This is a genomic window from Nocardia iowensis (assembly GCF_019222765.1).
Classification (GTDB): domain Bacteria; phylum Actinomycetota; class Actinomycetes; order Mycobacteriales; family Mycobacteriaceae; genus Nocardia; species Nocardia iowensis.
Map to the genome: position 1 here is coordinate 6,098,658 of NZ_CP078145.1, position 25,840 is coordinate 6,124,497.

A 25,840-nucleotide genomic window follows, 5' to 3' on the forward strand; every position below is an offset into this window, starting at 1 on the left:
AGCGTTGATCATGGGTTAGCCGGGCGGAACGTGCGGCGGTACGCCTGGGGGGAGACGCCGATCGCGTCGTGAAGGTGCTGGCGTAAGGAGGTGCCGGTGGCGAAGCCGACCTCGCCTGCGATGCGGTCGACCGTCAGGTCGGTTGATTCGAGCAGGTGGCGGGCGCGGAACAGGCGCTGCTGAATCAGCCAGCGGCCTGGGCTCATTCCGACTTCGTCGCCGAAGCGGCGGGCGAAGGTGCGCTTGCTCATGCGGGCGCGGACGGCGAGTTCGTCGACGGTGAGCGGTAGGTGGAGGTTTTCCAGCGCCCACTGCCGGGCGGCGGCGGTCCCGGCCGAGGTCGACGGCGGGACCGGCTGCTCGATGTACTGCGCCTGCCCGCCGTCCCGCCACGGCGGCACCACACACCGGCGGGCCACCGAGTTGGCGACCGCGCTGCCGTGGTCGCGGCGAACAAGGTGCAGGCACAGGTCGATCCCGGCCGCCGCGCCCGCGGAGGTGAGCACGTCACCGTCGTCGACGTACAGCACGTCGGGATCGAGCCGGACCCGAGGGAAGGTGCGGCGGAAGAGTTGGGCATGCCTCCAGTGCGTGGTCGCGGGACGGCCGTCGAGCAAACCCGCGGCAGCCACCACGAACGCACCGGTGCAGATCGCCACGACCCTGGCCTCCGGCCGGAGCCGGGCAAGCGCGTCCCGCACCGGCTGCGGCAGGTCGCCGTCGAGGGTCATCGCGATATCGCAGGCGGGCAGGACCACGGTGTCGGCGGTGTCGAGGATGCCGCTGTCCTGCGCGACGGCGATCGTGTAGTCGGCATTGCTGCGCACCGGCGCACCGTCCAGCGTGCAGGTACGGACCTCATATCGGCCGCCCGCGCTGCCGAATATCCGGTTAGGGATGCCGAGTTCGAACGGGTAGACCCCGGCCAATGCCAGCACCGCCACGCGATGGACGGATTTCATGGCACGATCATATCGAAGAATGGCAATCGTGCCATTTCTCTGGCCGGTCGCGAGCGGCAAGCTCGGCGGTATGAGTGAAACCATGCGCGCGATCAGCCAGCACACCGTCGGCGGACCCGAGGTACTCACCGAAGTACAGCTGCCCCGACCAATCCCCGGCCCGGGCGAGATCCTGGTCCGGGTGCGCGCGGCAGGGCTCAACCCGACCGACTGGAAGCACCGAGCCCTCCCCGGCCTCTTCCTTCCCGAACCTCCATTCGTGCTCGGCTGGGATGTCTCCGGCGAGGTGGCCGAGACCGGCATCGGTGTGGCCCTGTTCCAACCGGGCGACGAGGTCTTCGGCATGCTGCCCTACCCAGGTGGTCATGGCGCGTTGGCCGAGTACGTCGTCGGACCCGCCCGCGCGTTCGCCCGCAAACCCACCGTGCTGGATCACGTTCAGGCCGCCGCGATCCCGCTGGCCGCGCTCACCGCCTGGCAGGCCCTGGTCGACACGGCCGGACTGCGAGCCGGACAGCGAGTGCTGATCCACGCGGCAGCGGGCGGAGTCGGGCATTTCGCGGTGCAGATCGCCAAGGCCCGTGGCGCTCACGTCATCGGCACGGCCAGCGCACCCAACCACGACTTCCTGCGCGGACTCGGCGCCGACGAAGTGATCGACTACCGCACCACCGACGTCGCCGAGGCGGTCCGCGAGGTGGACGTGGTGCTGGATTCGATCGACGACGACAACAGCATCCGTTCCCTGCGCACGCTGCGCCAGGGCGGCGTGCTGGTGACGCTGCGTCCGATGGGTACCGGCAACCTCGCGGCGGCGGCCGACGAACTGGGCGTGCGGGCGATACGGATGCTGGTGGAGGACGATCACGCGGGCATGGTCGCGCTGGCCGAACTCGTCGAATCCGGCGCGTTGCGGCCGACCATCGCCGGTGTCTTCCCGCTCGCGGCGGCCGCGAAGGCGCATGCGTTGGGCGACACCGGTCGTACGGTCGGCAAACTGGTTGTCACCGTGCCCTGATACCGAATTGTCACTGTGCCCCGGCACCGATCGTCACCGCGCCCCGGCACCAAAGATTTTCCGCGCGGCGCTTCGTTGAATCCGCGAAATCGGGGCGGTCACGCTTCTACCATCCGATGATGAGCACTGTTGTGAAGGCTGTCCTCGAGGGCGGGCCGAAAGACATGCCCGCGCGAATCGTTCCCATCACCCCGCCGGGGATCGAGTTGAAGGTGCCGTTCAAGGGTGGTTACGAACACTTCAAGGTGACCCCCAAGGAGCAGGACACCCCGGAGGGGCGGTTGCCCGTCTACGAATGGTCCAGTCGGACCGAGATCGCGGAGTGACGCGCGAATAATCGTCCAGTGCGGCCGGTCGGTTTCCGACCGGCCGCCTTCCGCTGAGCTCCTGCTCAGAACTTGCCGCGACCCATGGACAAATGCGTAACCAGGTGGTTACGCTTTCGGGGTGGACGAAGTGGCGGGCGCGATCGCCGATCCGGTACGGCGGGAGATTTTGACGTTGCTGCGCGGTACCCGCCGCACCGCGGGTGAGATCGCGGGGCAGTTCGAGATCAGTAGGCCCGCTGTCAGCAGGCACCTACGGGTGCTGCGCGAAAGCGGCCTGGTCCATGACGAACTCATCGGCAGGCAGCGGTACTACGTGCTCGATCCGGCACCGCTCACCGAACTGGCCGAATGGATCGCCAGCTTCGACACGACCACAGCGTGGGAGCACCGGCTCGACGCGCTGGAAACCGAGGTCTACCGGACGCGCCGCGAGCACCGCGGCACCTCGGCGGACCGGAACCCGAAGGAGAACACGGGATGACCATCCGACCCACCGGCCGCCTCGACCGCACCGACGGCAAGCGCGATCTGATCCTGACCAGAAGCTATCGCGCGCCGATCGAGGACGTGTGGGCGAGCATCACCGAATCCGACCGCACCGCACGCTGGATGGGCGCCTGGGCGGGCGAGGCGGGTCCGGGCCGAAACATCAAGTTGCAGATGGCCTATGAAGAGGGCGCGCCCTGGTGCGACGCGCATATCGAAGTCTGTGAACCACCGCGGCGGCTCGCGATCACCACCACCGACGACTACGGCACCTGGCACCTGGAGGCGGTGCTGACCGAAACCGGCGGCACCACCGAGCTCGTCTTCACCCACCATTTGGAGCCCGAGGCGAACCTCAGCGAGGTCGGACCCGGCTGGGAGTACTACCTGGACGCACTGGGGGCGGCCCGCACGGGGGCGGACCGCCCCGATTTCGAGGACTACTACCCCTCGATGAAGCAGTACTACGAAAACCTGCCGGACTAGGTCGGCACCGCTGGACGACGCCCGGTGGCTCCGCGGATCGCCGGAGCGAACGCGGAGATGCGCACTAGTCGTCCAGCTGGGCCAGGATCTCGTCGGAGATGTCGACGTTGGTGTAGACGTTCTGCACGTCGTCACTGTCCTCGAGCGCGTCGACCAGCTTGATCACCTTGCGGGCACCGTCGGCATCGACCTCGACCGAGACCGACGGCTGGAAGCCGGATTCGGCGGAGTCGTAGTCGATTCCGGCGGCCTGCAGTGCTTTACGCACCGGGATCAGGTCGCTGGGCTCGCTGATGATCTCGAAGGAATCACCGAGGTCGTTGACCTCCTCGGCGCCCGCGTCGAGCACGGCCATCAGGACGTCGTCCTCGGACAGGCCGTTCTTCTCCAGCGTCACAACGCCCTTGCGGTGGAACAGGTAGGACACCGAGCCGGGGTCGGCCATGTTGCCGCCGTTGCGGGTCATCGCGACCCGCACCTCGCCCGCGGCGCGGTTGCGGTTGTCGGTGAGACATTCGATCAGCACCGCGACACCATTGGGGCCGTAGCCCTCGTACATGATGGTCTGCCAGTCGGCGCCGCCGGCCTCTTCACCACCACCGCGCTTGCGGGCGCGCTCGATGTTGTCGTTGGGCACCGACGACTTCTTCGCCTTCTGAATGGCGTCGTAGAGCGTCGGGTTGCCTGCGGGGTCACTGCCACCCGTGCGGGCCGCCACCTCGATGTTCTTGATCAACTTGGCGAAGAGCTTGCCGCGCTTCGCGTCGATCCCCGCCTTCTTGTGCTTGGTGGTGGCCCATTTGGAGTGGCCGCTCATTCCCTACTTCCTTCAGGTCGATGGCACGTGTGGTGATGTCGACCGTACCGGCACCGCCGGACGGACAACTTCCCCAGCTTAGTGGACGCAGCCGGGCGCAGTCCGACCGCAGCCGGTGCCCAGCCGAGCGCAGCCACCTACTCGGCTGCGCGAGGTCGGTTGAACGGCGGGTGAACTACGCGTCCCGGACCAGGTCCACGAACATCCGGTGCACGCGCAGATCGCCGGTGACCTCCGGATGGAACGAGGTCGCGACGACCTTCCCTTGCCGCACTGCCACAATGCGACCCGCGAACGGTCCGTCGGGCACCGTCGCGAGCACCTCGACGCCGTCGCCGACGCGCTCCACCCACGGCGCCCGAATGAACACCGCGCGCATCGGGCCGTCGTCGAGTCCGGTGAAGTCCAGGTCGACCTCGAAGGAGTCGACCTGGCGGCCGAAGGCGTTGCGCCGCACTGTCATATCGATGCCGGACAGGTGCTTCGCATCCGGGCGGGTGTCGAGCACCTCGTCGGCGAGCAGGATCATGCCCGCGCAGGAACCGAAGGCGGGCATGCCATCTCGCAGTCGCGCGCGCAGCGGTTCGAGCAGTTCGAAGGCTTCGAGCAGCTTGCTGATGGCGGTGGATTCGCCCCCGGGCAGCACCAGTGCGTCCACTGCGGCGAGTTCGGCCGCGCGGCGCACCAGCACCGGTTCGGCGCCGCAGTGCTCGAGGGCCGCGATGTGCTCGCGCACGTCGCCCTGCAGCGCCAGCACACCGATGCTCGGCCGGGCCGGAGCGAGGTCGGCGGCGGCGGGTGCGGCGACCGGGAAAGCGTTCACGTCGGAAAGTTTACGAGCCCGCGCGGTGTGGGCCTGATCACGGTCGCCGTCAGAGTTCCGTCAACGACAGCGCCGCGCGACACGAACCGGGTCGACACTCGCAGATGTGATAGCTGTGTTGCCGCGCAAGGCGCCCGCGCCGCGCGCAGATGGGCCCGCTGCTCCGACCCGCCGAGGCCTCACCGTGCCGACCGGGCTGGCGGGACTCTCCCTCGACGCGATGGCGTCGGTTTCCTACGGTCCCGAGGCCATTGTGCTGGTGCTGGCGGCCGCGGGCGGTGCTGGACTCGGTCTGACGTTGCCGGTGACGTTGGCGATCGCGGCATTGCTCGCGGTGCTCGTCGCGTCGTATCGGCAGGTGATCGCGGCGTTCCCGAACGGTGGCGGGGCGTACGCGGTGGCCAAGGCACACCTGGGGCACCGCACCAGTTTGGCCGCCGCGGCCTCGCTGATCATCGACTACGTGCTGAATGTGGCGGTGTCGATCGCCGCCGGTGTCGCCGCGCTCACCTCCGCGTTTCCCGCGCTGCTGCCGTACACGCTGTGGCTGTGCGTTGCCATTCTGGTCGGCATCACGGCACTGAATCTGCTTGGCATCACCGAGAGTGCGCGGGCGTTCATGGTGCCGACCATTGTTTTCGTCGTTGGCATCCTGACCGTGGTCGTCGCGGGGCTGGTGCGCAGCGAGCCCGCAAGTGTCAGCGAAGGTACAGCGACTGTGCTGGATATGCACACGGTCGGAGTTCTGTTGCTGCTCAAGGCCTTCTCCAGTGGTTGTGCCGCGCTGACCGGGGTGGAGGCGATCGCCAACGCGGTGCCGAGTTTCGAGGCGCCGAAAGTGGTTCGCGCGCAACGCGCCGAGGTCGCGCTCGGTGCCCTGCTCGGTGTCATGCTGATCGGGCTCGCGGTGTTGATCGAGAAGTTCGAGGTGCATCCGATCGACGGCACGACGGTGCTCTCGCAATTGACCGAGGCCGCGCTCGGTCACGGAATCGGTTACTACGTGGTGCAATTCGCGACCGTCATACTGCTGGCGCTGGCGGCCAATACCTCCTATGGCGGGCTGCCGACGCTCACCAAGATCCTCGCCGACGACAACTGCCTGCCGCACCGGTTCGCGGTGAGCTCGCCGCGCCAGGTGTATCGCTACGGTGTGCTGACCCTCGCCATCACGGCGGGCGTGCTGCTGATCGGCGCGGACGGAAATATGAACGCGCTGGTCCCACTGTTCGCGATCGGGGTGTTCGTCGGATTCACCATCGCGCAGGTCGGCATGGTGCGGCACTGGTTGCTGGTCAGGACGGCGGGCTGGCGCTGGCGGATGGCGCTCAACGGATTCGGTGCGCTGCTCACCTTCGTCGCCGCAATCGTCACCACCACAATGAAATTCACCGCCGGTGCCTGGTTGATCGTGTTGATCCTGCCCGCACTGGTGGTCGGCATGGAACGAATTCGCGGCGCCTACACCCGGATCGGCGCCTGCCGCCGGTCCGACGAGGTGCCGCCGCCACCGCGGCCGCGCGACGCCGTCATCGTGGTGCCGGTCTCCGAGGTCTCCGACTTGAGCTGCGAGGCACTGTCCGCGGCGCTGTCGATCGGCAAAGACGTTGTGGCGGTGCATGTATGCCTGCCCGGCGAGTCGGTCAAAGCATTCACCAAGGCATGGGAAGCTTGGCACCCCGAAGTGCGCCTCGTGCTGCTGGAAGACAGCGACGCGACGGTCGGCGGCCCGGTGGCCCGCTACGTGCGGGAGAACTTCGAAGGCCGCCGCAAGGTGGTCGTCATCGCCGAGGTCGACCCGCCGGTCGGCTGGAACCGCGTACTGCCCAGCCACCGCAGCGACGAACTCGAACGCGTGCTGCGCCGAATGACCGACACAGTGGTCTGCCACCTGCGCGTCCAGGTGGGTTGAGCCTGATCGAATTCAGGCGGTCGCGGTGGTGTGGGTCGGCCACACCCACACCACCGCGGTCGACAAACACCGCGAGCCACGATCGCGGGGGTCGTCAGTCGCGGAGGGTGCGGATGAGGCCTTCCTGGACTACCGCGGCGACGAGTTGGCCTTCGCGGTTGAAGATCTTGCCGCCGGTGAGGGCGCGGCCGAAGCCCGCGGATGGCGAGGACTGGTCGTAGAGCAGCCAGTCGTCGGCGCGGAAGGGACGCAGGAACCACATGGCGTGGTCGAGCGAGGCGTTCTGGGTCTGTTCGTCCGGGTGGGTCACCTTCGACGAGCCGAGCAGCGTCATGTCGCTCATGTAGGCCAGGGTGCAGACGTGGAACAGCGGGTCGTCGGGCAGTGGATGCCGGTAGCGGAACCACACCTGCTGCTGGGAGACCACGCCGTCGCGGCGGGCGACCTGATCTTGCGGCACCGTACGGATGTCCCAGTGCTCCCACTCCCGCATCGCCCACAGCCGCTCCGGGCTCATCGTGGTGCTCGCGTCCGGGAGCTCGTCCGGCGGCTGCACCTCGGGCATCACGTCCTGATGCTCCGGTCCCTGATCGCCGATGTGGAACGAAGCCGACATCGTGAAGATCGCGGCACCATCCTGCACACCGGTAACCCGCCGGGTACAGAACGACCGGCCGTCCCTGATCCGCTCCACCAGATACACCGTCGGCTGATCGGGATTGCCCGGCCGCAGGAAATACCCGTGCAGCGAATGCACCTGGTACCGCGGTTCGACGGTGCGCACCGCCGCCACCAGCGCCTGGCCGGCAACCTGTCCGCCGAACGTGCGCGGAAGCTGAGTCTTCGTAGACGCCCCACGGAAGATGTCACGCTCGAGCCGCTCTATCTCCAGCGCCTCTTCGATTGTCGCCATGGGCAGAGATTAACGCCCCCCACCGCCCACCTCCCCCTCGGCTACCAGGTCCTACCCGAGGTTTGCTCTGATGGAGCGGTGCCACGGTTCGTTCCGATCAGTCAGGATGCCCTCGTCGAGCGGGTGGTCGAGCGGGTCCTCGCGCTGCCCGGTTATCGCGTGGTCGGGGTCGATGGTGCCGACGCCGCGCGGCCCCTCGATCTCGCGCACCGAGTCGCTGCCACTCTGCGCGGCACCGGCAGACCGGCCGAGGTGGTGTCGCTGCACGATTACGTCCGGCCCGCCTCCCTTCGGGTGGAGTTCGGCCGGGACGAAATCTCTTACCGCACTGCCTGGTTCGACTATGACGCGCTACGTCGTGAGGTCATCGACGCCCTGCACGACGAAGGTCGCTGGCTGCCCGCGCTGTGGGACGAAGCCACCGACCGTTCGGCCCGCGCGGCGATCCGCGCCGCCGCCGCCGACACCGTCCTGCTCGTCGCGGGCCCCATGCTGCTCGACCACTCGCTCCGCTTCGACCTGACCGTCCGCCTCGACCTGTCCGAGCCGGCCCTACGCCGAACAACTCCACCCGAAGCCCACTGGACCATCCCCGCCCTACTCAAGCACCCCGAAACCTCCACCACCCCAACATTCTTCGCCCGCTGGGACCACCCCGACCGCCCAGCCCTCCGCCTGGACTGACCCGCAAGTGGCACACCATGGAGAGTCGTCAGCCTCCACCATGTGCCACTCGACGAGCAACCAGCTACGCGCAGGCGGGCGACTGCTGGTTGAGGGTGGTCAGGGCTTGGCAGGCCCAGCTCTTCTGGACCTTCCACTTGCCGCCTTCGGCGACGAAGGGGACGTCGATCATGTTTTCCTGGTCGCCGATGACGAATTTCGCTCGGGCGCTGACGGAATCGCCGAATGCGGTTACGTCGACGACTTCGGCCTTGGCGTTCGCCTGCTGGTAGGCCGTGGCCAGGCGGTTGGGCAGGTCGGGGTCGGAGTCGATGCCCTGCACGAGGTCCAGCTTCTCCGCGCTTGGCACCGCCGGGTCGAGTGCCTTCTGCAGCAGCTGGTTCAATTCCGGCACGGTCGGGGCGGCGGGTACGCCGGGGGCGGCAGTCGCGCTGGTCGTGGTGCGGGACGGCGTCGGCGGGTCCTTCTTGTCCTCGCTGCCGCAGGCCGTCAGGCCCAGTGCGGCCACGACGGCCAAGCCGGCGATCGCCATGCGTCCGGTCTTACGAAGCTTCAACTGCTCGTCCTTTGCGTTCGGCTGGTGGATGATGCGGCACGAACGACCCCATCCGGGGTCGACAAGCATCGAAACGTGAAGCTACCCAACGCAATTGTGAGGACATTAAGACAACGCTCGGGCGGGCATGAGAGTCGAACCGCGGGAGTGGACCCGACACGCATCCTCATCTCGCGCGAGGACCGTATGACACGTACGAGCAGGGACCCCTCGGAATCCCTGCTCGTACGTACTCGTCACGCCCGCAATGGGGCGGAGATCACCAGCCGCGTTCGGCCAGCCGGTGGTCGACCGGCAGCTCCTCGACGTTGATGCCGACCATGGCCTCGCCGAGCCCACGCGACACCTTGGCCAGCACGTCCGGGTCGTCGTGGAAGGTGGTGGCCTTGACGATGGCGGCGGCGCGCTCGGCCGGGTTGCCGGACTTGAAGATGCCGGAGCCGACGAACACGCCTTCGGCGCCGAGCTGCATCATCATCGCGGCGTCGGCGGGGGTGGCGATGCCGCCCGCGGTGAACAGCACGACGGGCAGCTTGCCGGTCTCGGCGACCTCGCGGACCAGTTCGTAAGGTGCCTGCAGCTCCTTGGCGGCGACGAACAGCTCGTCGGCGGGCAGCGAGGAGAGCCTGCGGATCTCCTGGCGGATCTTGCGCATGTGCGTGGTGGCGTTGGAGACGTCGCCGGTGCCTGCCTCGCCCTTCGAGCGAATCATGGCCGCGCCCTCGGTGATTCGGCGCAGCGCCTCACCGAGGTTGGTGGCGCCACACACGAACGGCACGGTGAAGTTCCACTTCTCGATGTGGTTGGCGTAGTCGGCGGGGGTCAGCACCTCGGACTCGTCGATGTAGTCGACGCCGAGGCTCTGCAGGATCTGCGCCTCCACGAAGTGGCCGATCCGCGCCTTCGCCATGACCGGGATGGAGACGGCGGCGATGATGCCGTCGATCATGTCGGGGTCACTCATCCGGGACACGCCGCCCTGGGCACGGATGTCGGCGGGCACCCGTTCCAGCGCCATCACCGCGACCGCACCGGCGTCTTCGGCGATCTTGGCCTGGTCGGGGGTGACGACATCCATGATCACCCCGCCCTTGAGCATCTCGGCCATGCCGCGCTTCACGCGGGCGGTGCCGATGGTCTGGGTGGTGTCGGGCGTCGTCACGGCAAACTCCTGGGTCATGTGCGCCAATCGGGTCGCAAGGGTATGAATCGACCCAATTCTAGGCGCGCTGCCCAGGCCACTTGATAGCCAGTCGGAGATGACTGGCCTTGTCAACTACCAGGGGCTCTGTTCGCCACTGCGGCTCACTGGACCGGTCGTCGAAGCCGAAACAGCGGATTCAGCGAGCAGCGGGGCGGTTTCGGCCTCCCCGCAAACTTTCGGCGACGCCCCAGAGACTAGGGCGAGGAGTCAGAGCGGGCCAACGACCAGCAACGTGGCCCAATACTCGGCGGCGGCGGGACCCACGATCGGGAGCAGGAAATCGAACAACAGGTAGGACATGTACTAAGTACCTCCGCACACCGAGCATTTCCCCCCGCCACCGGCGGAGGCCGCGGCCCCGAATTCCGAGTGCCTTGCGTTCAGCACTACCCAGAACCGCATCAATCCAGTCGCGACGGTAGCACGACGTGAACCACATCACAGCCGCTCAGCGGATCGAACGGACCTCCGGATGGGCCACGCCGGAAGCGACGGCAGCGGCTTCGGGCAGTAGTTGGTCCAGGTTGTAGGGGTAGACGGTTTCACCGGAACGGTCCAGGTGGACTATGTCTTCCACGGTGCACCATTTGTGGCCGGTGATCGAGCGGCGTTCGATGACGCTCAGGTTCGCCGCCTGTGGTTCGTAGTTGCGCACGCGGAGGGCGAAGAAGAGCTCTTCGGAGCGGATCAGGTCGCCGTCGAAGGGGAAGACCGCGACCCGGCGCCAGAGCGGGCCGCGCAGGCTTTCGGGATCGGCTTTGTAGCCGGTCTCCTCGTAGAGCTCGCGGACGGCCGCGTCACGCAGTGATTCGCCCGGTTCCACACCGCCACCGACGGTGAACCAGAAGGAGACGTCGGGAGTTTTGGGGTCGTTGCCGCGCATCAGGAGGGTGCGGTCCTGCTCGTCGAACAGCACGATGCGCGCGGTGGTACGGATGGTGTCGACGGAGAGCCCGGTGGACGCGGCCGGGGTGGCGCGCTCGGTGATCTCAAAGTAGGTGGGCAGCGGGGCGGTGCCGCCGAGGTGCAGGATGCGCACCGACCGACGGGTGCGCAGCGCGAGAGTGTCCCGGACGGCGTCGTTGTGGAAGCGGCGCGCGATCAGCACCCGGGCTTCCGCATCGGCCAACTCGGCGACCATCTGCGGCCGCAACTGGGCGATGTCGACCGACGAAAGGGCCGCGGAGAGTTGATTTTCCACGGTTTCGCGATCGGCCCGTCCGACCCGTTCGGCCCGATCGGCCAGTAGCGACAGCTGTTTGGCCTGCTCGGCCCGTTCCGAGTCGGACACCGGTCCCGCGATCGCCATCGCCACCGATCTGGCGACCACCGCCCGGCGGGCCAGCGCCGCATCGAGTGCCTGCCAGGACTGGTCGGAACGCACGTGCAACCGGTCCAGCCGGTTCGCGGTCGAGTAGGCCCAGATGCCGATCGCGACGATGATCGCGGCGATCAGCGCGAGAACGAGAACCGTTGTCGCGGAGAAGGTGATCATCCGGCGGCCCGCACCCTGGTGTCGCCGATGGTCACCGTCTCGTACACCCGCAGGATCTGTTCGGCCACCACCGGCCAGTCGTACTCACCGACCACCTGAGTCGCCGTGTGCACCAGCGTTTCCCGGCGCACGTCATCGGTGAGCACGCCGTCGATGGCCTTCGCGAGCGCCGCCGAATCGCCCACCGGCACAAGTACACCCGCCGTACCGTCGCGAAGCACCCGGCGGAAGGCATCCAATTCGCTTGCCACCACGGCGGTTCCGGCGGCCATCGCCTCGATCAGGATGATGCCGAAGCTCTCGCCACCGAGATTGGGCGCGACGTAAACGTCCGCGCTGCGCATCGCCGAGGCCTTTTCCGCATCCGACACCTGCCCGAGGAAGCGCAGGTGCCCGGCGAGTGGTCCCGCCTCGCGGCGCAGCCGATCCTCGTCGCCGCGCCCGACGATCAGGATCTCCAGGTCACGATGCTTGCGCACCAGCTCGGGCAGCGCGCCGAGCAGCACGTCCATCCCCTTGCGTGGCTCGTCGTAGCGGCCGAGGAACAGCACGGTGCGGCCCGCCCGCGGATAGCCGGGCAGCATCGGCGCCCTGGCGAAGGCGGGCACGTCGACACCGTTGGGGATCTCCACCGCGTCGGAGCCGAGCGCCTCCACCTGCCAGCGGCGCGCCAGCTCCGAGACGGCGATCCGGCCGCTGATCTTCTCGTGGTACGGCCGCAGCACACCCTGAAAGGTGCTGAGCACCAACGATTTCGTGGTCGAGGTGTGGAAGGTCGCGACGATCGGACCCTCGGCGATCTTCAGCGCGAGCATCGACAGGCTGGGTGCGTTGGGTTCGTGGATGTGCAGCACATCGAAATCGTTGCCGTCGATCCACCGGCGAATCCTGGTGTAGGCCATGGGACCGAAGGACAATCGCGCTACTGATCCGTTGTACGGAATCGCGACGGCGCGACCGGCCGACACCACGAAATCGGGCAGCGGGGTGTCCTCCGCGGCGGGCGCGAGCACGCTCACCCGGTGCCCGCGTTCGATGAATACCCGCGCCAGTTCGACCACGTGCGCCTGCACACCGCCGGGGACATCGAACGAATAGGGACAGACCATGCCGATCTTCATGGAGCGCCTTCCGGGCTTGCCGTCGCGTTCGGACCGCTGTGCTCGGCGCCGAATTGCGCCGCCGCGATGCGACCGCGCCGCGCCTCGGACAGGTCGCTCTCCCACATCGGTTGCAGCATGTGCCAATCGGCGGGGTGCTCGGCGATGTTCGCCGCGAACCGATCGGCCAAGATCTGCGTCGCCGCTGCGATACCCCCCGAAACATCCACCGGTGCTTCGACTTTCATACCCCACGCCTCGGCGCCGTCGGCGGTGAACCAGGTGTGCACCGGCAGCAGTGCGGCACCGGTCTCGATGGCCAGCTTGGCGGCGCCCGCGGGCAGCCAGGTGCGCTCACCGAAGAAGGTGACCGGGATGCCGCGGCCGGTCAGATCGCGCTCCCCCAGCAGGCAGATCACCTTGTTCTCGCGCAACCGGTTCGCGAGCTGGACGAACGGCGGCTGCTCGCCACCCGTCAGCGGGAACACCTCGAAGCCGAGGCTTTCCCGGTAGGCGACGAAGCGCTCGAACAGCGACTCCGGCTTCAACCGTTCGTTGACGGTCGCGAAGGTGCCGTGGTTCTGCACCAGCCACACGCCCGCCATGTCCCAGTTCCCGGAATGCGGCAGCACGAGGATCACGCCGCGCCCCGCGGCCAGCCCCGCTTCTAGATGCGCGGTCCCGGCCACCGGAAGTTTGCCCAGCGCCGCATGATCCATGGCGGGCAGCCGGAACGCCTCGCGCCAATACCTGGCGTAGGAGCGAATGCTCGCCTGGATCAACTCGTCCGGCACGTCCGCGGGTTTCCCGCCGATCACCCTGGCGAGATTGCGCCGCAACTGATTCGGTGCGCCACCGGCGCGGAAGGCGCGATTCGCCTTGCGCGCGGCGCGGTCGGCGCCCCAGTCGAACAACCGCCGCGCCGTCGACTCGGGCAGTGCCCGCACCAGCCGCCAGCCCGCCGCGTATCCGGCATCGCTGAACCGCTCCCCGATACTCATGACCATTGCCCCGTTTCCCACACCACACCGCCACCATATGGCGGTCTCACGTTGGCAGCTCCGTCGCGTTCGCCGTTCCCGCCGAGGGGTTTTCGGGATGCGCGGGCGTGATCACGTCGCGCGCGCCCGGCGAGTTGCGCACCGCGAGCACCCGCTGGAACACCGTGACGATGCTGAGCACCGCCAGGATCCACATCGCCACATGCACCGCGTACCCGAGCCAGTCGATGCCCCAGTATCCGGCGATGCCGGTCAGCCCGGCCCCGACCAGCACGATGATGAGGCGGTCGGGCCGCTCGATGATCCCGCCGTCGGCGGACAGTCCGCTGGCCTCGGCGCGCGCCTTGGCGTACGAGATCACCTGCGAGGTCACCAGCACCACCAGGGTCGCCGCGAACAGCGGCTTGTGGTTCTCGTGATACACCGCCCACCAGGCCAGGCCCGCGAAGATGGCGCCGTCGGCCACCCGGTCGCAGGTGGCGTCGAGCACCGCACCGTATTTCGTGCCGCCGCCGCGCGCCCTGGCCATGGCGCCGTCGAGCATGTCGAACATGACGAACAACCAGATCACCATGGTCCCCCAGAACAGGTGTCCGGTCGGGAACAGGGTGACCGCGGCGGCGATCGACGCGGTGGTGCCGATGATGGTCACCGCATCCGGGGTGAGCCCGGTGCTCACCAGCGCTTTGCCCAGCGGCGCAGTCGCTTTGGCAAACGTATCGCGGCCGAAGAAGCTCAGCACTGCTAGTCGACTTCCTTCCAGGCTGCCGACAGCAGCGCCCTCGTCTCCCGTAGCAGCTGCGGCATGACCTTTGCCCCGCCGACCACGGTGATGAAGTTCGCGTCGCCACCCCAGCGCGGCACGATGTGCTGGTGCAGGTGGTCGGCCAGCGAACCACCCGCCACGCCACCGAGATTCAGGCCGACATTGAAGCCGTGCGGCCGGGAGACCCGCTTCATCACCCGGATGGCCTGCTGGGTGAACGCCATCAGCTCGGCGCCCTCGTCCTCGGTGAGGTCCTCCAGGTTGGCCACCTTGCGGTACGGCACCACCATCAGGTGGCCGGGGTTGTACGGGTACAGGTTGAGCACCGCGTACACCAACTTGCCGCGGGCGATGACCAGGCCGTCCTCGTCGGACATCTTCGGGATGTCGGTGAACGGATGCCCGGTCGAGGCGGGATCGGTGGCCGCGGCCTCGGCGATGTAGGACATCCGGTACGGCGTCCACAAGCGTTGCAGCCGATCCGGTTCGCCCGCGCCCTTGTCCACGATGCTGCCCTGGTCGTCCAGTTCGGTGAGTCCGTCGGGCGCCATCCGCTCACTCATACCGCACCCTTGATCTCGAAGCCCTCCGCGGTCGGAGACGCGTTCTCCCGGTTCGCGATCCACTGCACAATGGTGGCCACCGCGCCGGCGACCGGCACCCCGTTCACCTGGGTACCGTCGCGGAAGCGGAAGCTCACCGCGTCGGCGGTCACGTCCCGCTCGCCGGCCAGCAGCATGAACGGCACCTTCTGCGCGGTGTTGTTGAAGATCTTCTTCTGCATCCGGTCGTCGCTGCGGTCCACCTGGGCCCGGATGCCCGCGTCCTGCAGCTGCTCGATCACTCGATCCAGGTGCGGCGCAAAGGCTTCCGCGACCGGGATGCCGACCACCTGCACGGGCGAGAGCCAGGCCGGGAAGGCGCCAGCGTAGTGCTCGGTGAGCACGCCGAAGAAGCGTTCGATGGAGCCGAACAGCGCGCGATGGATCATCACCGGCCGCTGCTTGGTCCCGTCGGATGCGGTGTATTCCAGGTTGAACCGCTCCGGCAGGTTGAAGTCGAGCTGGATGGTCGACATCTGCCAGGTGCGGCCCAGCGCGTCCTTGGCCTGCACGGAGATCTTCGGTCCGTAGAACGCGGCGCCGCCGGGATCGGGCACGAGCTCGAGTCCGGAGGCCGAGGCCACCTTGGACAGGGTCTCGGTGGCTTCCTCCCACATGTCGTCGGTGCCGACGAACTTGACCGGGTCCTTGGTGGACAGCTCGAGGTAGAAGTCATCGAGGCCGTAGTCCTTGAGCAGGTCCAGCACGAAGTGCAGGGTGCTGGTCAGTTCGGCGTGCATCTGCTCTTTGGTGCAGTAGATGTGCGCGTCGTCCTGGGTCATCCCGCGCACCCGGGTCAGGCCGTGGATCACGCCGGACTTCTCGTAGCGGTACACCGAACCGAACTCGAAGAGCCGCAACGGCAGTTCCCGATACGACCGGCCGCGGGCCCGGAAGATCAGGTTGTGCATCGGGCAGTTCATCGGCTTGACGTAGTAGTCCTGCCCCGGCTTGCGGACGGTGCCGTCCTCGTTCAGCTCCGCGTCCAGGTGCATCGCCGGGAACATGCCGTCGCGGTACCAGTCCAGGTGGCCGGAGACCTCGAACAGATGCCCCTTGGTGATGTGCGGGGTGTTGACGAACTCGTAGCCCGCGGCGACATGCCTGCGGCGCGAGTACTCCTCCAGCTCCTTGCGGATGATGCCGCCCTTGGGGTGGAACACCGGCAGGCCGGAGCCCAGTTCGTCGGGGAAGCTGAACAGGTCCAGTTCCAGACCGAGCTTGCGGTGGTCGCGGCGTTCGGCCTCGGCGAGCAGGTGCAGGTACTCGTCGAGCGCTTCCTGGGATTCCCAGGCGGTGCCGTAGATGCGCTGCAGGTCCTCGCGGTTCTGATCGCCCCGCCAGTACGCCGCCGAGCTGCGGGTCAGCTTGAACGCGGGGATGAACTTGGTGGTCGGGATGTGCGGGCCGCGACACAGATCGCCCCAGAGGCGTTCGCCGGTACGCGGATCCAGGTTGTCGTAGATGGTCAGCTCTTTGCCGCCGACCTCCATGACCTCCGGGTCGTCTATGCCGGACTTGTCGCTGATCAGCTCCAGCTTGAACGGCTCCTTGGCCAGTTCCACGCGGGCATCCTCGACCTCGACCACGCGACGCGAAAACCGCTGCGCGCCTTTGACGATCTTCTTCATCCGGGATTCCAGCTTGGCCAGATCCTCGGGGGTGAACGGCTTGTCGACCTGGAAGTCGTAGTAGAAGCCGTCCTTGATCGGCGGACCGATGCCGAGCTTGGCCTCAGGGAACTCCTGCTGCACCGCCTGGGCCAGCACGTGGGCGGCGGAGTGCCGGATGACACTGCGGCCGTCCTCGGTATCGGCGGCGACCGCCTCCACCTCGACGTCGGTGTCCGGGATCCAGGACAGATCCTTGAGGCCCTCGGCGTCGCGCACGACGACGATGGTGTCCGGCCCCTTGGTCGGCAGCCCGGCCTCGCGCACCGCGGCACCCGCCGTCGTCCCGGCCGGCACCCGGACGAGGGTGGCGGGGCTGGGGTGGGCTGAGGTGGTCACGGCGGTGCTCTCCTTGGAGTTTCTCGGGTGCGGGGCTGCCCCCGCGAATCATGGCCGTGGCAGCGTCTGCCCCGGCGCGACCATGCTAGCTAGCCCGCCGCTCCGCGTCTTCCGCCGGTCGTCGGGTGCGTCAATACTCGCATTGCGGGCCCGCGGTCGCGCAGTTGGCTGGATTTTCGGCATACCCGGTTGTCGCCTCGGCGACCGGACGTCAGCTGTCCGCGGCCAGCTTTTCCAGCAGGGCCTCGCGTTCGGCGGCGGGGCGTTTCGGACAGCTGGTGCACATCTCGCAGCCGGGGACCTCGAAGACCAGGCAGCAGGAGATGCGTTTGACGAAGGTGCGGCCGCCGATCCGCACGAACCGCGGCACGGGCAGCTTCCCGCCGATCTCGGTCGCCAGTCGCGTGCCCGCCTCGGCCGAACCCGCGTCGAGGGCGCGATTGCCGACCGCGTCGGCGACGATCGCCCACAGCGCGGGCACGCCCGCGCCGGACACCTCGGCGACCGGGCCGATCACTGCCGCAAGGGTTTCGCGCAGTGCCGCCCCTGGTTCAGTGGATTCGTCCGGCTCCGCGAGAACATGGATGCGTTCCACCCCGCCGTCGGGCCGGACCTCGCAGTCGAAGCGGTCCAGCACCGGCTCGGCGGCTTGCGCATCGTGCGCGTACGCCCGTGCGATCTGCTCGACCAGCGCGGAGGCGACCATGCACCACCACAGCGTGCCGGCGATGCGCGGTGAGGTAGTCCCCCACGAGTGCCCCATCTCCGCGATGCGCGCCGCCAGCCATTCCGGCTGCGTCAACGTCCGCCCGGGGACAACGTTCACCACTTCAGGGGACTGCGTAACCATTGCCACTCGACTCCGATCCAGCCGCCGACCATCCCGAATGTGCCCAATACCCATAGCGTGGCGACGACCAGCGCAAAGGTAGCGGTCGCCGCGAACGCGCGCATGGCGGCACCCCGTGCGGAATACCACGCCATACCCTGCCGGTACCTGTCGCGCAGCCAGCCGAGCGCCCGCCTTGCCCAGGCGAATTCGGTGGCGAGGATGCCAAGTCCGGCGAACACGATCGCCCAGCCGGGTCCGGGGTAGGGAATCGCCAGGATTCCGACGGCCAGCACTGCGGTGCCTGCCATCGCGACCCCGATCCGATAGGCGAGGTTCAGCGTAGGTCGCGCGGCAACGCGGGCCCGGAAGGCGCGCCAGGCCGTGGGCGTCGATCTTGTTTCCAGCTCAGCCGTCACCTTCTCCAGCGTACGAGACTGCCCGGTCAAGTCTATGAGGCAGCCGACGAGCCCGCCCGAACCAGTGGTTCGGGCGGGCTCGGCAGTCCTGGGTCAGACGAGTTCGGGTGTGACCCGATGTCCCGCTTCGTCCTCGATGTGGGCCAGCCCGTCCTCGGTGATCTCGATGACGCGCGCGCTCGCGATATCGAAGAACAGGCCCGACACCGTGACGCCGCGCTCGGCGACTGCCGCGCGCACGGCGGGATGCCGTTGCAGGTTTTCCAGCTGCACCGCCACGTTCACCATGCTCAACTGGTCGACCTCGTCGAAGCCGGCGGCGGCCGCGGCGATCGCTACCGGGTGTCCGCGGTGGACCCGGTCCAGACTCGGACGGGCGTGCGCGAGCCACTTGTCGATTTCCGGACCGGCCTTGGCCCCCGAGTGCAAGGCCTTCATCGCGCCGCACGACGAGTGGCCGCAGACCACGATGGAGCGGACGTTGAGTTCCTCCAGGGCGAAGACGAGCGCGGCGTCCACCGACGGATCGCCCACGGCGGGAACGAGGTTGCCCACATTGCGCACGGTGAACAGATCGCCCGGCCCGCTGTTGGTGATCATGTTCGGCACGATGCGCGAGTCGGCGCAGGTCAGGAAGAACGAATCCGGATCCTGGCTGTCGCGCAGTCCGTCCAGATGCGGCCGGACGACGTGCGCGTGGCTGCGGTGGTAGGCGGCGACACCGGCCGCGATCGGGTCGGCGTGCTCGTCGCGGCGCCACGGTCCGAGGATGTCGGTCCACACCGCCCGGCCGAAGCTGCGCGACGGCGGCCCGGCCGTCACATGGGCCATTCGGGCACTGCCGATCTCCACGAAATCGACACTGCCGCCGCTGCTTTCCTGCTGACGCACCCAGTCCTCGATGGCTTCGAAGGCGGCGTGGTCGAGGAAGTCGACGGTCATCTCGACGGTGACGTCGGCGTCGGCGGGCACCTTCGCGAACTCCGCGGACAGCTTCGGCAGCGCGAGGAACGTGCAGGAGCCGTCGATGGTGATCATCCACCGCTGCGAACCCGGAATCTGCCTGGCGCTGATGGCCACTCGCACCACTCGCCACAGCAGCAGGCCGAAGGCCAGCGCCAGGCCGATCAGCACGCCCTCCAGCAGATTCAGGAACACGACGCCGAGCACGGTGACGGCGTAGACGAACAGGTCACCCGTGCGCCGGGCCAGCTTGATGTGCGCGATCTTCACCAGCTGCGTGCCGATCACGATCAGCAGGCCGGCCAACGCCGCCTTCGGAATCTGTTGCACCACAGCGGACAACGCCACCGAGAACAGCAGAATCCAGCAGCCGTGCATGACCGCCGAGGCCCGGCTGCGCGCGCCCGCCTGGACATTGGTGGCGCTGCGCACGATCACGCCGGTGACGGGCAGGCCGCCGAGCAGGCCGGAGATCACGTTGGCCGAGCCCTGACCGATGAGTTCGCGGTCGAAGTTGGTGCGCTGACCCGAGTGCATCTTGTCCACGGCCACCGCGGACAGCAGACTCTCCACACTGGCGATCAACGCGATGGTGATGATCATCAGCACCACGGCCGACCAGTCACCGCGCGGCAGCTCCGGCAGCCCGATCGCGTCGAACAGTGAGCCGTTCAACACGATTCGCTCGGCGCCGGTAGGCAGCACCAGCGACAGCACGGTGGCGACGAACACCGCGACCAGCGGGCCGGGAATCAGGCGCAGCTTGGCAGGGGCGTACTTCCAGCCGACCATGATCGCGATCACCACCGCGCCGATGAACGCGTCGCCGCCGTGTAGCGACATCAGCTGACTGGGCAGTTCGGTGATGTTCTTCCACGCGGAGCTGTGCGACGAACCGCCGAGCAGCACGTGAATCTGTTGCAGCGCAATGGTGATACCGATACCGGCCAGCATCGCGTGCACGACTACCGGCGCGACGGCGAGCGCGCCACGGGCAATCTTGCTGAGCCCGAACAGGATCTGCAGCACACCGGCCGCCGCTGCGATGAAACAGGTGGTCTTCCAGCCGAATTGGTTGATGGACTCGGCCACAACCACGGTGAGGCCCGCGGCGGGGCCGCTGACCTGAAGAATGGAGCCGCCGAGCAGGCCGGCGACGATACCGCCGACCACGGCGGCGATGAGGCCTGCGAGGACAGGCGCGCCGGAGGCGAGGGCGATGCCGAGGGACAGCGGCAACGCGACCAGGAAGACCACGATCGAAGCGGGCACATCGTGGCGCAGGATCGAATGCAGACGATCGGACATGGGCTCGGGACCGCGGCCCGTGTCCGCTGGTACCGGCGGGGTGAACGGGGGTGCTAAATCGTTTTCGACAGCCATGACTTTCTCCTTCGCCGAACTCGGCGCGAAGGCCGAGGTCGGTTGACGATCAACATGTCCAGCAGGGCACACGACCGCGAACCGGCATCTCGCGGTGAAGCAGGTCTCGACGCACCAGCGGGCCGAGATGTAATGCGAAGCAAGGCTATGAGTAAAGACTAAGCAAAGCCTGAGAATGGGGCTAACTGTGCGTAAACTCCGTGCTCAGGGTGCTATGGCCTGCCTCACATGGGGGCCGAGACGGTGCCGGGGCCGTCGCGGCGGTTAAACCGGTTGTGCGGCAACACGGCGGCCCTCATCATCAGATGTCGCGATCCCGGCCACTCGGCGATGCCCCGCCAGCTGCGCTCGCACCCGGTGGACGTGGCCGCGGTGGTATGCGGCGATGCCCGCCAGGATGGGGTCCGCGCGGACCCCGGTTCGCCGCCATGGGCCGGTCGTCCGGTCAGGTGCCCACATCGGGACCGTGGGCGCGAGCCACGTCGCTACGGCGGCGACGGCTAGGCCGAGGGAAAGTGGCAGCATGACAAGGAGATCCACCACAGCGGCGGATAACCGGCGGCCAGCCAGACGTTCTGCGAATGCGGGGTTGCGCGACGTCCGTGGTGCGGGATCGGTGTCGGTTGACATATTTCTCCTTCGCCGGGACGGCGGGCGCCCGGTTCATCGGTCGAACATGTACTGGCATCGAAAGCGAGCGGCGGGCGAAGCTCTGCCGCTCCGTAGTGCTCGGTGAGCGGCGACCCGTGACGCGAAGGTCTAGTTAATAGTAAAGACTTCGCAAAGCTTTTGGAAAGGTTTCAAGTGGAATCGGCGCAACTGTCATCGTATTGTGACCCAGGTCACTAGGCAAGGGTTCGGCGGTGAACCGACCGCTACCGCGAAGACGCGATCGAGGCCGCATCAACAACGAACCGGTAACGGACCTCACCCGCGACCAGGCGGCGGAATGCCTCGTTGATCCGATCCGCCGAGATGACCTCGACTTCGGCACCCAGCCCGCGCGCGGCGCAAAAATCGAGCATCTCCTGTGTCTCCCGGATACCACCGATCAGCGAACCGGCCAGACTCTTGCGGCCGACCAGCAACGAGAACGTGCCGAAGGTGCATGGGTTCTGGGCCACGCCGATGTTCACCAGGGTGCCGTCCATCGCGAGCAGGCCGAGGTAGGCGTCCAGGTCGAGATCCGCGGACACGGTGTTCACGATCAGGTCGAAAGCGCCGGCGAGCCGGATGAATGTGGCGGGATCGGCAGTCGAGTGGAAGCTCGTGGCGCCGAGGCGGAAACCGTCCTCCCGCTTGCGCAGACTCTGACTCAGGACCGTGACATCCGCCCCGAGCGCGTTGCCGATCTTCACGCCGAGGTGGCCGAGCCCACCCATACCGACAACGGCCACGCGGCTACCAGGCCCCGCCTTCCAGTGCCTGAGCGGGGAGTACATGCTTATCCCCGCGCACAGCAGTGGAGCGGCCTCGGCGAGACCGATGCCGTCAGGAATGCGCAGCACGTAGTTCTCGTCGGCGACCAGGTGCGTGCTGTAGCCACCGAAGGTCGGCCGTCCGTGCCGATCGAGGGCGTTGTAGGTGCTGAGGCTGCCGCGCAGGCAGTACTGTTCGTGCCCCGCAACGCAGTTGGCGCATTCGCGGCAGGAATCCACGAAGCAACCGACACCGACCCGATCGCCGACCGCATGCTGTGTTACCGCCGAGCCGACCTCGACGACGATGCCGGCCACCTCATGGCCGGGCACCATCGGAAAGATCGACTTCCCCCAGTCCTCGCGGACTTGATGAATGTCGGTGTGGCAGATCCCGGTATATCCGATCTCGATCAGGATGTCGTGCTCGCCGACCGAACGAAGCGGAATCATGGTGCGCCGCAAGGGTTCATCCGGACCGGCCGCAGCGTAGGCGGGAATCGTCGATCTCATGACCGGTATCCCGGCGCGACCATGGAACTACCCGAGGCAAGGTCGAACTCGTTGTGCAGCACCGCTACCGCCCGCACCACGGTATCCACCGGCACCGTCACCGAGATCCGCAACTGCGAGGTACAAATGGAGCCGGCCGGAATGTCGACCCGCGCCAGCGAGGTCAACATCCGTGCCGCGTACTCGGGCCGATTCAGCAGTCCCTTGCCGACGATCGAGAGCCTGCCGACACTGTCATCGATCTCCACGCGGTCGGCTAGGCCGACACCGATTTCCGTTATGGCCGTGCACACCTGGTTCGCATCGGACCGGCGGACTGTCATGCCGACGGAGAACCCGGCTCCGCCGTCGTTCGACAGCACGGTGACGTCGGCCGGAATGGCGTGCCGTGCCAGCACCCGGAACACCGCGGCTGTCAGCTCGCCCTCCGCCCGCGCGGCGATGCGCATGACCACGCGGACCACGTCCACATCGTGTACCACCGCCAGCACGGCGGCTTTCGACTCGAACATTCCCACACCATCTCTTCCCTGGATCAGCGTGCCCAATGCGGCAGAAGAGGAGTTCCGGACGCAAATGTCGACCCCGTACATCGCCGCGAGTTCGACTGCGCGGGAATGCATTACCCTCGCTCCGACGAACGACATCTCCATCATCACGTCGGCGTCGACGGTCGGCATCAGAGTGGCGGTGGCGAGAACGCGCGGATCCGCGGTATAGACGCCGTCGACGTCGGTGTAGATCTCGCAACGACTGGTCCGCAGCTCGGCGGCAATGGCCACGGCCGTGGTGTCCGAGCCGCCACGGCCGAGGGTGATCACATCTCCCGCGGCGTCGACACCTTGGAATCCGGCCACCACGACAACGGTGCCGGCCTGCGCCAGCTCGACTATCCGCTCGGTGTCGACGGCCACGATGATCCCGGAACCGTGCTTGCCGGTGGCCATCATGCCGCTCTGCATTCCGGACAGCGCAACCGCGGGTACGCCGATTCCCTGCAGTGCCATGGCCATCAGTGCGGCAGAAGCGGTTTCGCCGGTGGCGAGCAGTTGGTCGAGTTCGCGTCCCGACGGGGCGGGATTCAGTTCGGACGCCAGCCGCTGCAGTTCGTCGGTCGTCTCGCCCTGCGCGGAGACCACCACGACGATCCGGTGCCCGGTCCGATGTGCGGTGGCTATGCGATCCGCGACGCTGCGCACCTTGTCGGTGGTGGCGAGCGAACTGCCGCCGTATTTCTGTACCAGCACATCGGATCCGATCCCGTCACCTGTCAGGGTCATGAGATCAGCCTGCGGATGGCGCATATCGTTGCCGTCTCGCGAAGGTATTGCGCGTCGAATCGTTCGAGGCGGTCGGATCCGCACTCTCGGGCGGGCCGCGTTGTCCCGGAACACGTTCCGGGACAACGCGGCCCGCCCGAGAGTGACAGTCGCGTTCGCCGCGCCGTCAGGCGACGTGGTCGGATACCTCGACGGTGAGGCTGTTCACCTCCGCGCGGAGTCGATCGCGCAGGTCGACGAGTGCGTCGATGCGCTCCTCGACGGAGGCGAGTCGGCGCTCGTACAGTTCGACCACCGCGGAGCAGGCGGGTACGCCGTCGAGATTCCGGGACAGGCAGGCACCGATCTGCCGGATGTCATCGGAGGTCAGGCCCGCGGCCAGGAGCATCCGTACATTGAGGACCTTGGTCACCTCGGCCGGACTGTATTCCCGGTAACCGTTGTCCCCGCGCTCGGCTTCGATCAGACCCTGCTCCTCGTAGTACCGCAGGGCCCTGGTGGTCGCACCGGTCCGCCGGGCAAGTTCGCCAATACGCATCGCGTCCTCCGTCGATCACTCGCGGGCTAGGCCGTCTCCTCGACCAGGCTAGCTGTCGAAACGTCTGCGGTCCGGGGAGTTCCGCCGGTCCGGAAGGACAATGCGAAGATCGCGATCCCGAGCACACCCAATCCCGCGCTGGCCGTGAGCACCCCGGTGGCACCGCCCGCGGTCAACGCCGTGCCGCCGACCAGTCCGGCGATCGCGATGCCGACATACATGGCGCTGGTGTTGAGGGCGATGGCTTCCGTGGCCGAGTCACCCGCGACCTTCATCAGTCGCATCTGGCTCGGCGAGTTCAATGCCCATCCCGTGACGCCCCAGCAGGCGAACAGCAAGCCGACCACCACGATCGAAACCCTGCCGTCCCACAGCCAGCCCGCACCCGCCAGCAGTATCGTCGCCAGCACCTGCCCGGACAGCGCGATCATCAGCGTCTTCTCGGGCCCGAATCGGTCGGCTCCCCGGCCACCCAGCATCGCTCCCGCGATACCGGCGATGCCGAGCGCCGCGATGAGCGCACCCAGCGCGGTGGGACCGGCCTTGGACAACGAGGCGGCGATCGGGCCGATGTAGACGAACGCCATCAGGCCGCTGGCGGCGGCGACGACCATGGCGATCAACCCCGCCACGACCGGCGTCCTGCGCAACGGAGACAGTCGCTGCCCGAGGGTCAGCGGCGCGGCCGCGTCCATCTTCGGCATGAAGATCGCGAGCCCGGCGGCGACCACCAGCGCGAGGCAGACGACGTACACCATGGTCGAGCGCCAGCCGAACGCACCGCCCAACCAGGTGCCGACCGGAACGCCGATAACCAGTGCGCCGGTCAGGCCGGTCGCCACGGTGCCCATGAAGCGGCCGATCTTGGCAGGTGGCGCCAGCGCCGCGGCGGTGGAGAACGCCGCCGGAGTCATCATCGACGCGGTGATCGCGGCGAGCACCCGGAAGATCATCAGCACCGGATAGTTGGGCGCGAGCGCCGCCCCGACGTTCATCAACGCGAACAGCAGCATTCCGGTGATCATCACCGCCCGTCGTGGCAGTCGGGCGGTGAGTACGGCCATCACCGGTGCGGCGACCGCGTAGGTCACCGAGAACACGGTGATCAGCTGACCGGCGGCAGCGGCGGAGACATCGAGGTCCGTCCCGATCTCCCGCAACACGCCCGCGATGACGAAGTCGTCGGTGCCGATAACGAAGGTGAGCAGCAGCAGACAGAGCAGCCACGGCGGGAGCGTGCGGTCGGCGACGGCCGACTTGGTGGAAGAGGTCATGCAGCGAAGGTAGAACCTTGACGCTGGCGTCAAAGTCAACCCTTTGCTCGATTCACCACG

General features: G+C 67.5%; 25 protein-coding genes. 6 read left to right on the plus strand and 19 right to left on the minus strand.

The genetic code is table 11. The features are described from left to right. Window positions 1–8: 8 nt before the first annotated feature. Window positions 9–962, minus strand: a complete 954-nt coding sequence (locus tag KV110_RS28045; protein WP_218470236.1) for a GlxA family transcriptional regulator — start codon at window positions 960–962, stop codon at window positions 9–11. 70 nt (window positions 963–1,032) lie between these two features. Here KV110_RS28045 and KV110_RS28050 point away from each other — a divergent pair, with 70 nt between their 5' ends. From KV110_RS28050 to KV110_RS28065, 4 genes are all read left to right on the plus strand, one after another. Continuing rightward, entirely contained in the window at window positions 1,033–1,980 is a 948-nt protein-coding gene (locus tag KV110_RS28050) for an NADP-dependent oxidoreductase (protein ID WP_218470237.1), read from the plus strand. 119 nt (window positions 1,981–2,099) lie between these two features. Beyond that, window positions 2,100–2,306, plus strand: coding sequence for a DUF5988 family protein (locus KV110_RS28055; RefSeq protein ID WP_218470238.1), 207 nt, complete (start codon window positions 2,100–2,102; stop codon window positions 2,304–2,306). 121 nt (window positions 2,307–2,427) lie between these two features. Continuing rightward, a complete protein-coding gene (locus KV110_RS28060) occupies window positions 2,428–2,790 on the plus strand; it encodes a metalloregulator ArsR/SmtB family transcription factor (protein ID WP_218470239.1) in 363 nt (120 codons plus the stop codon). Further along, a complete protein-coding gene (locus KV110_RS28065; protein WP_218470240.1) occupies window positions 2,787–3,281 on the plus strand; it encodes an SRPBCC family protein in 495 nt (164 codons plus the stop codon). The genes KV110_RS28060 and KV110_RS28065 overlap by 4 nt, the downstream gene beginning before the upstream one ends. A 64-nt stretch (window positions 3,282–3,345) precedes the next feature. Here KV110_RS28065 and KV110_RS28070 read toward each other — a convergent pair whose 3' ends face one another. Together KV110_RS28070 and pdxT are read right to left on the minus strand one after the other, a co-directional pair. Further along, window positions 3,346–4,098 carry a YebC/PmpR family DNA-binding transcriptional regulator gene (locus KV110_RS28070; RefSeq protein WP_218470241.1) on the minus strand — a complete coding sequence of 251 codons (753 nt, stop codon included), beginning with the start codon at window positions 4,096–4,098 and terminating at the stop codon, window positions 3,346–3,348. 175 nt (window positions 4,099–4,273) lie between these two features. Further along, window positions 4,274–4,921: a pyridoxal 5'-phosphate synthase glutaminase subunit PdxT gene (pdxT, locus tag KV110_RS28075; RefSeq protein ID WP_218470242.1), complete on the minus strand. Its 648-nt coding sequence runs from the start codon at window positions 4,919–4,921 to the stop codon at window positions 4,274–4,276. A 220-nt stretch (window positions 4,922–5,141) separates the two neighbouring features. Here pdxT and KV110_RS28080 point away from each other — a divergent pair, with 220 nt between their 5' ends. After that, on the plus strand, window positions 5,142–6,833 hold the full coding sequence (locus tag KV110_RS28080) for an APC family permease (protein WP_218478981.1): 1,692 nt from the start codon (window positions 5,142–5,144) through the stop codon (window positions 6,831–6,833). A gap of 94 nt (window positions 6,834–6,927) precedes the next feature. On the opposite strand, the gene KV110_RS28085 is transcribed toward KV110_RS28080, so the two are convergent. Then, entirely contained in the window at window positions 6,928–7,746 is an 819-nt protein-coding gene (locus KV110_RS28085; protein WP_218470243.1) for an acyl-CoA thioesterase, read from the minus strand. A 78-nt stretch (window positions 7,747–7,824) separates the two neighbouring features. On the opposite strand from KV110_RS28085, the gene KV110_RS28090 reads away from it, so the two are divergent. Beyond that, entirely contained in the window at window positions 7,825–8,430 is a 606-nt protein-coding gene (locus tag KV110_RS28090; protein WP_218470244.1) for a nucleoside/nucleotide kinase family protein, read from the plus strand. Between the two features lie 64 nt (window positions 8,431–8,494). On the opposite strand, the gene KV110_RS28095 is transcribed toward KV110_RS28090, so the two are convergent. The 15 genes from KV110_RS28095 to KV110_RS28165 all read right to left on the minus strand — a co-directional run bounded on the left by KV110_RS28095 (window position 8,495) and on the right by KV110_RS28165 (window position 25,780). Next, the gene (locus KV110_RS28095; protein ID WP_246634031.1) at window positions 8,495–8,986 is read right to left on the minus strand and encodes a WKL family lipoprotein; all 492 of its coding nucleotides are present in this window, start codon (window positions 8,984–8,986) and stop codon (window positions 8,495–8,497) included. Window positions 8,987–9,245: 259 nt separating this feature from the next. Continuing rightward, window positions 9,246–10,148, minus strand: a complete 903-nt coding sequence (gene pdxS / locus KV110_RS28100) for a pyridoxal 5'-phosphate synthase lyase subunit PdxS (RefSeq protein ID WP_281427688.1) — start codon at window positions 10,146–10,148, stop codon at window positions 9,246–9,248. 490 nt (window positions 10,149–10,638) lie between these two features. Next, window positions 10,639–11,682 carry an NUDIX hydrolase gene (locus KV110_RS28105; RefSeq protein WP_218478984.1) on the minus strand — a complete coding sequence of 348 codons (1,044 nt, stop codon included), beginning with the start codon at window positions 11,680–11,682 and terminating at the stop codon, window positions 10,639–10,641. Beyond that, window positions 11,682–12,806, minus strand: coding sequence for a glycosyltransferase family 4 protein (locus KV110_RS28110; protein ID WP_218470246.1), 1,125 nt, complete (start codon window positions 12,804–12,806; stop codon window positions 11,682–11,684). Before KV110_RS28110 ends, KV110_RS28105 begins: the two co-directional genes overlap by 1 nt. Then, window positions 12,803–13,786, minus strand: coding sequence for a phosphatidylinositol mannoside acyltransferase (locus tag KV110_RS28115; protein ID WP_218470247.1), 984 nt, complete (start codon window positions 13,784–13,786; stop codon window positions 12,803–12,805). The genes KV110_RS28110 and KV110_RS28115 overlap by 4 nt, the downstream gene beginning before the upstream one ends. Window positions 13,787–13,832: 46 nt before the next feature. Next, the gene (pgsA, locus tag KV110_RS28120) at window positions 13,833–14,528 is read right to left on the minus strand and encodes a phosphatidylinositol phosphate synthase (protein WP_218470248.1); all 696 of its coding nucleotides are present in this window, start codon (window positions 14,526–14,528) and stop codon (window positions 13,833–13,835) included. Window positions 14,529–14,530: 2 nt separating this feature from the next. Next, window positions 14,531–15,115: an ATP adenylyltransferase gene (locus KV110_RS28125; RefSeq protein WP_246634032.1), complete on the minus strand. Its 585-nt coding sequence runs from the start codon at window positions 15,113–15,115 to the stop codon at window positions 14,531–14,533. Beyond that, on the minus strand, window positions 15,112–17,163 hold the full coding sequence (thrS, locus tag KV110_RS28130) for a threonine--tRNA ligase (protein ID WP_218470249.1): 2,052 nt from the start codon (window positions 17,161–17,163) through the stop codon (window positions 15,112–15,114). The genes KV110_RS28125 and thrS overlap by 4 nt, the downstream gene beginning before the upstream one ends. A gap of 211 nt (window positions 17,164–17,374) precedes the next feature. Beyond that, complete coding sequence (locus KV110_RS28135) at window positions 17,375–17,989, minus strand: (2Fe-2S)-binding protein (protein ID WP_246634033.1); 615 nt, start codon at window positions 17,987–17,989, stop codon at window positions 17,375–17,377. Further along, window positions 17,986–18,411 (minus strand): TIGR02611 family protein, encoded by a 426-nt coding sequence (locus KV110_RS28140; protein ID WP_218470251.1) that lies wholly within the window; start codon window positions 18,409–18,411, stop codon window positions 17,986–17,988. The genes KV110_RS28135 and KV110_RS28140 overlap by 4 nt, the downstream gene beginning before the upstream one ends. A 93-nt stretch (window positions 18,412–18,504) precedes the next feature. After that, the gene (locus KV110_RS28145) at window positions 18,505–20,757 is read right to left on the minus strand and encodes a SulP family inorganic anion transporter (protein WP_218470252.1); all 2,253 of its coding nucleotides are present in this window, start codon (window positions 20,755–20,757) and stop codon (window positions 18,505–18,507) included. 875 nt (window positions 20,758–21,632) lie between these two features. After that, a complete protein-coding gene (locus tag KV110_RS28150; protein WP_218470253.1) occupies window positions 21,633–22,688 on the minus strand; it encodes an NAD(P)-dependent alcohol dehydrogenase in 1,056 nt (351 codons plus the stop codon). Beyond that, complete coding sequence (locus KV110_RS28155) at window positions 22,685–23,968, minus strand: aspartate kinase (protein WP_218470254.1); 1,284 nt, start codon at window positions 23,966–23,968, stop codon at window positions 22,685–22,687. The genes KV110_RS28150 and KV110_RS28155 overlap by 4 nt, the downstream gene beginning before the upstream one ends. 166 nt (window positions 23,969–24,134) lie before the next feature. Next, on the minus strand, window positions 24,135–24,506 hold the full coding sequence (locus KV110_RS28160) for a MerR family transcriptional regulator (protein WP_218470255.1): 372 nt from the start codon (window positions 24,504–24,506) through the stop codon (window positions 24,135–24,137). Window positions 24,507–24,532: 26 nt separating this feature from the next. Then, the gene (locus KV110_RS28165; RefSeq protein WP_218470256.1) at window positions 24,533–25,780 is read right to left on the minus strand and encodes an MFS transporter; all 1,248 of its coding nucleotides are present in this window, start codon (window positions 25,778–25,780) and stop codon (window positions 24,533–24,535) included. Window positions 25,781–25,840 lie beyond the last annotated feature (60 nt).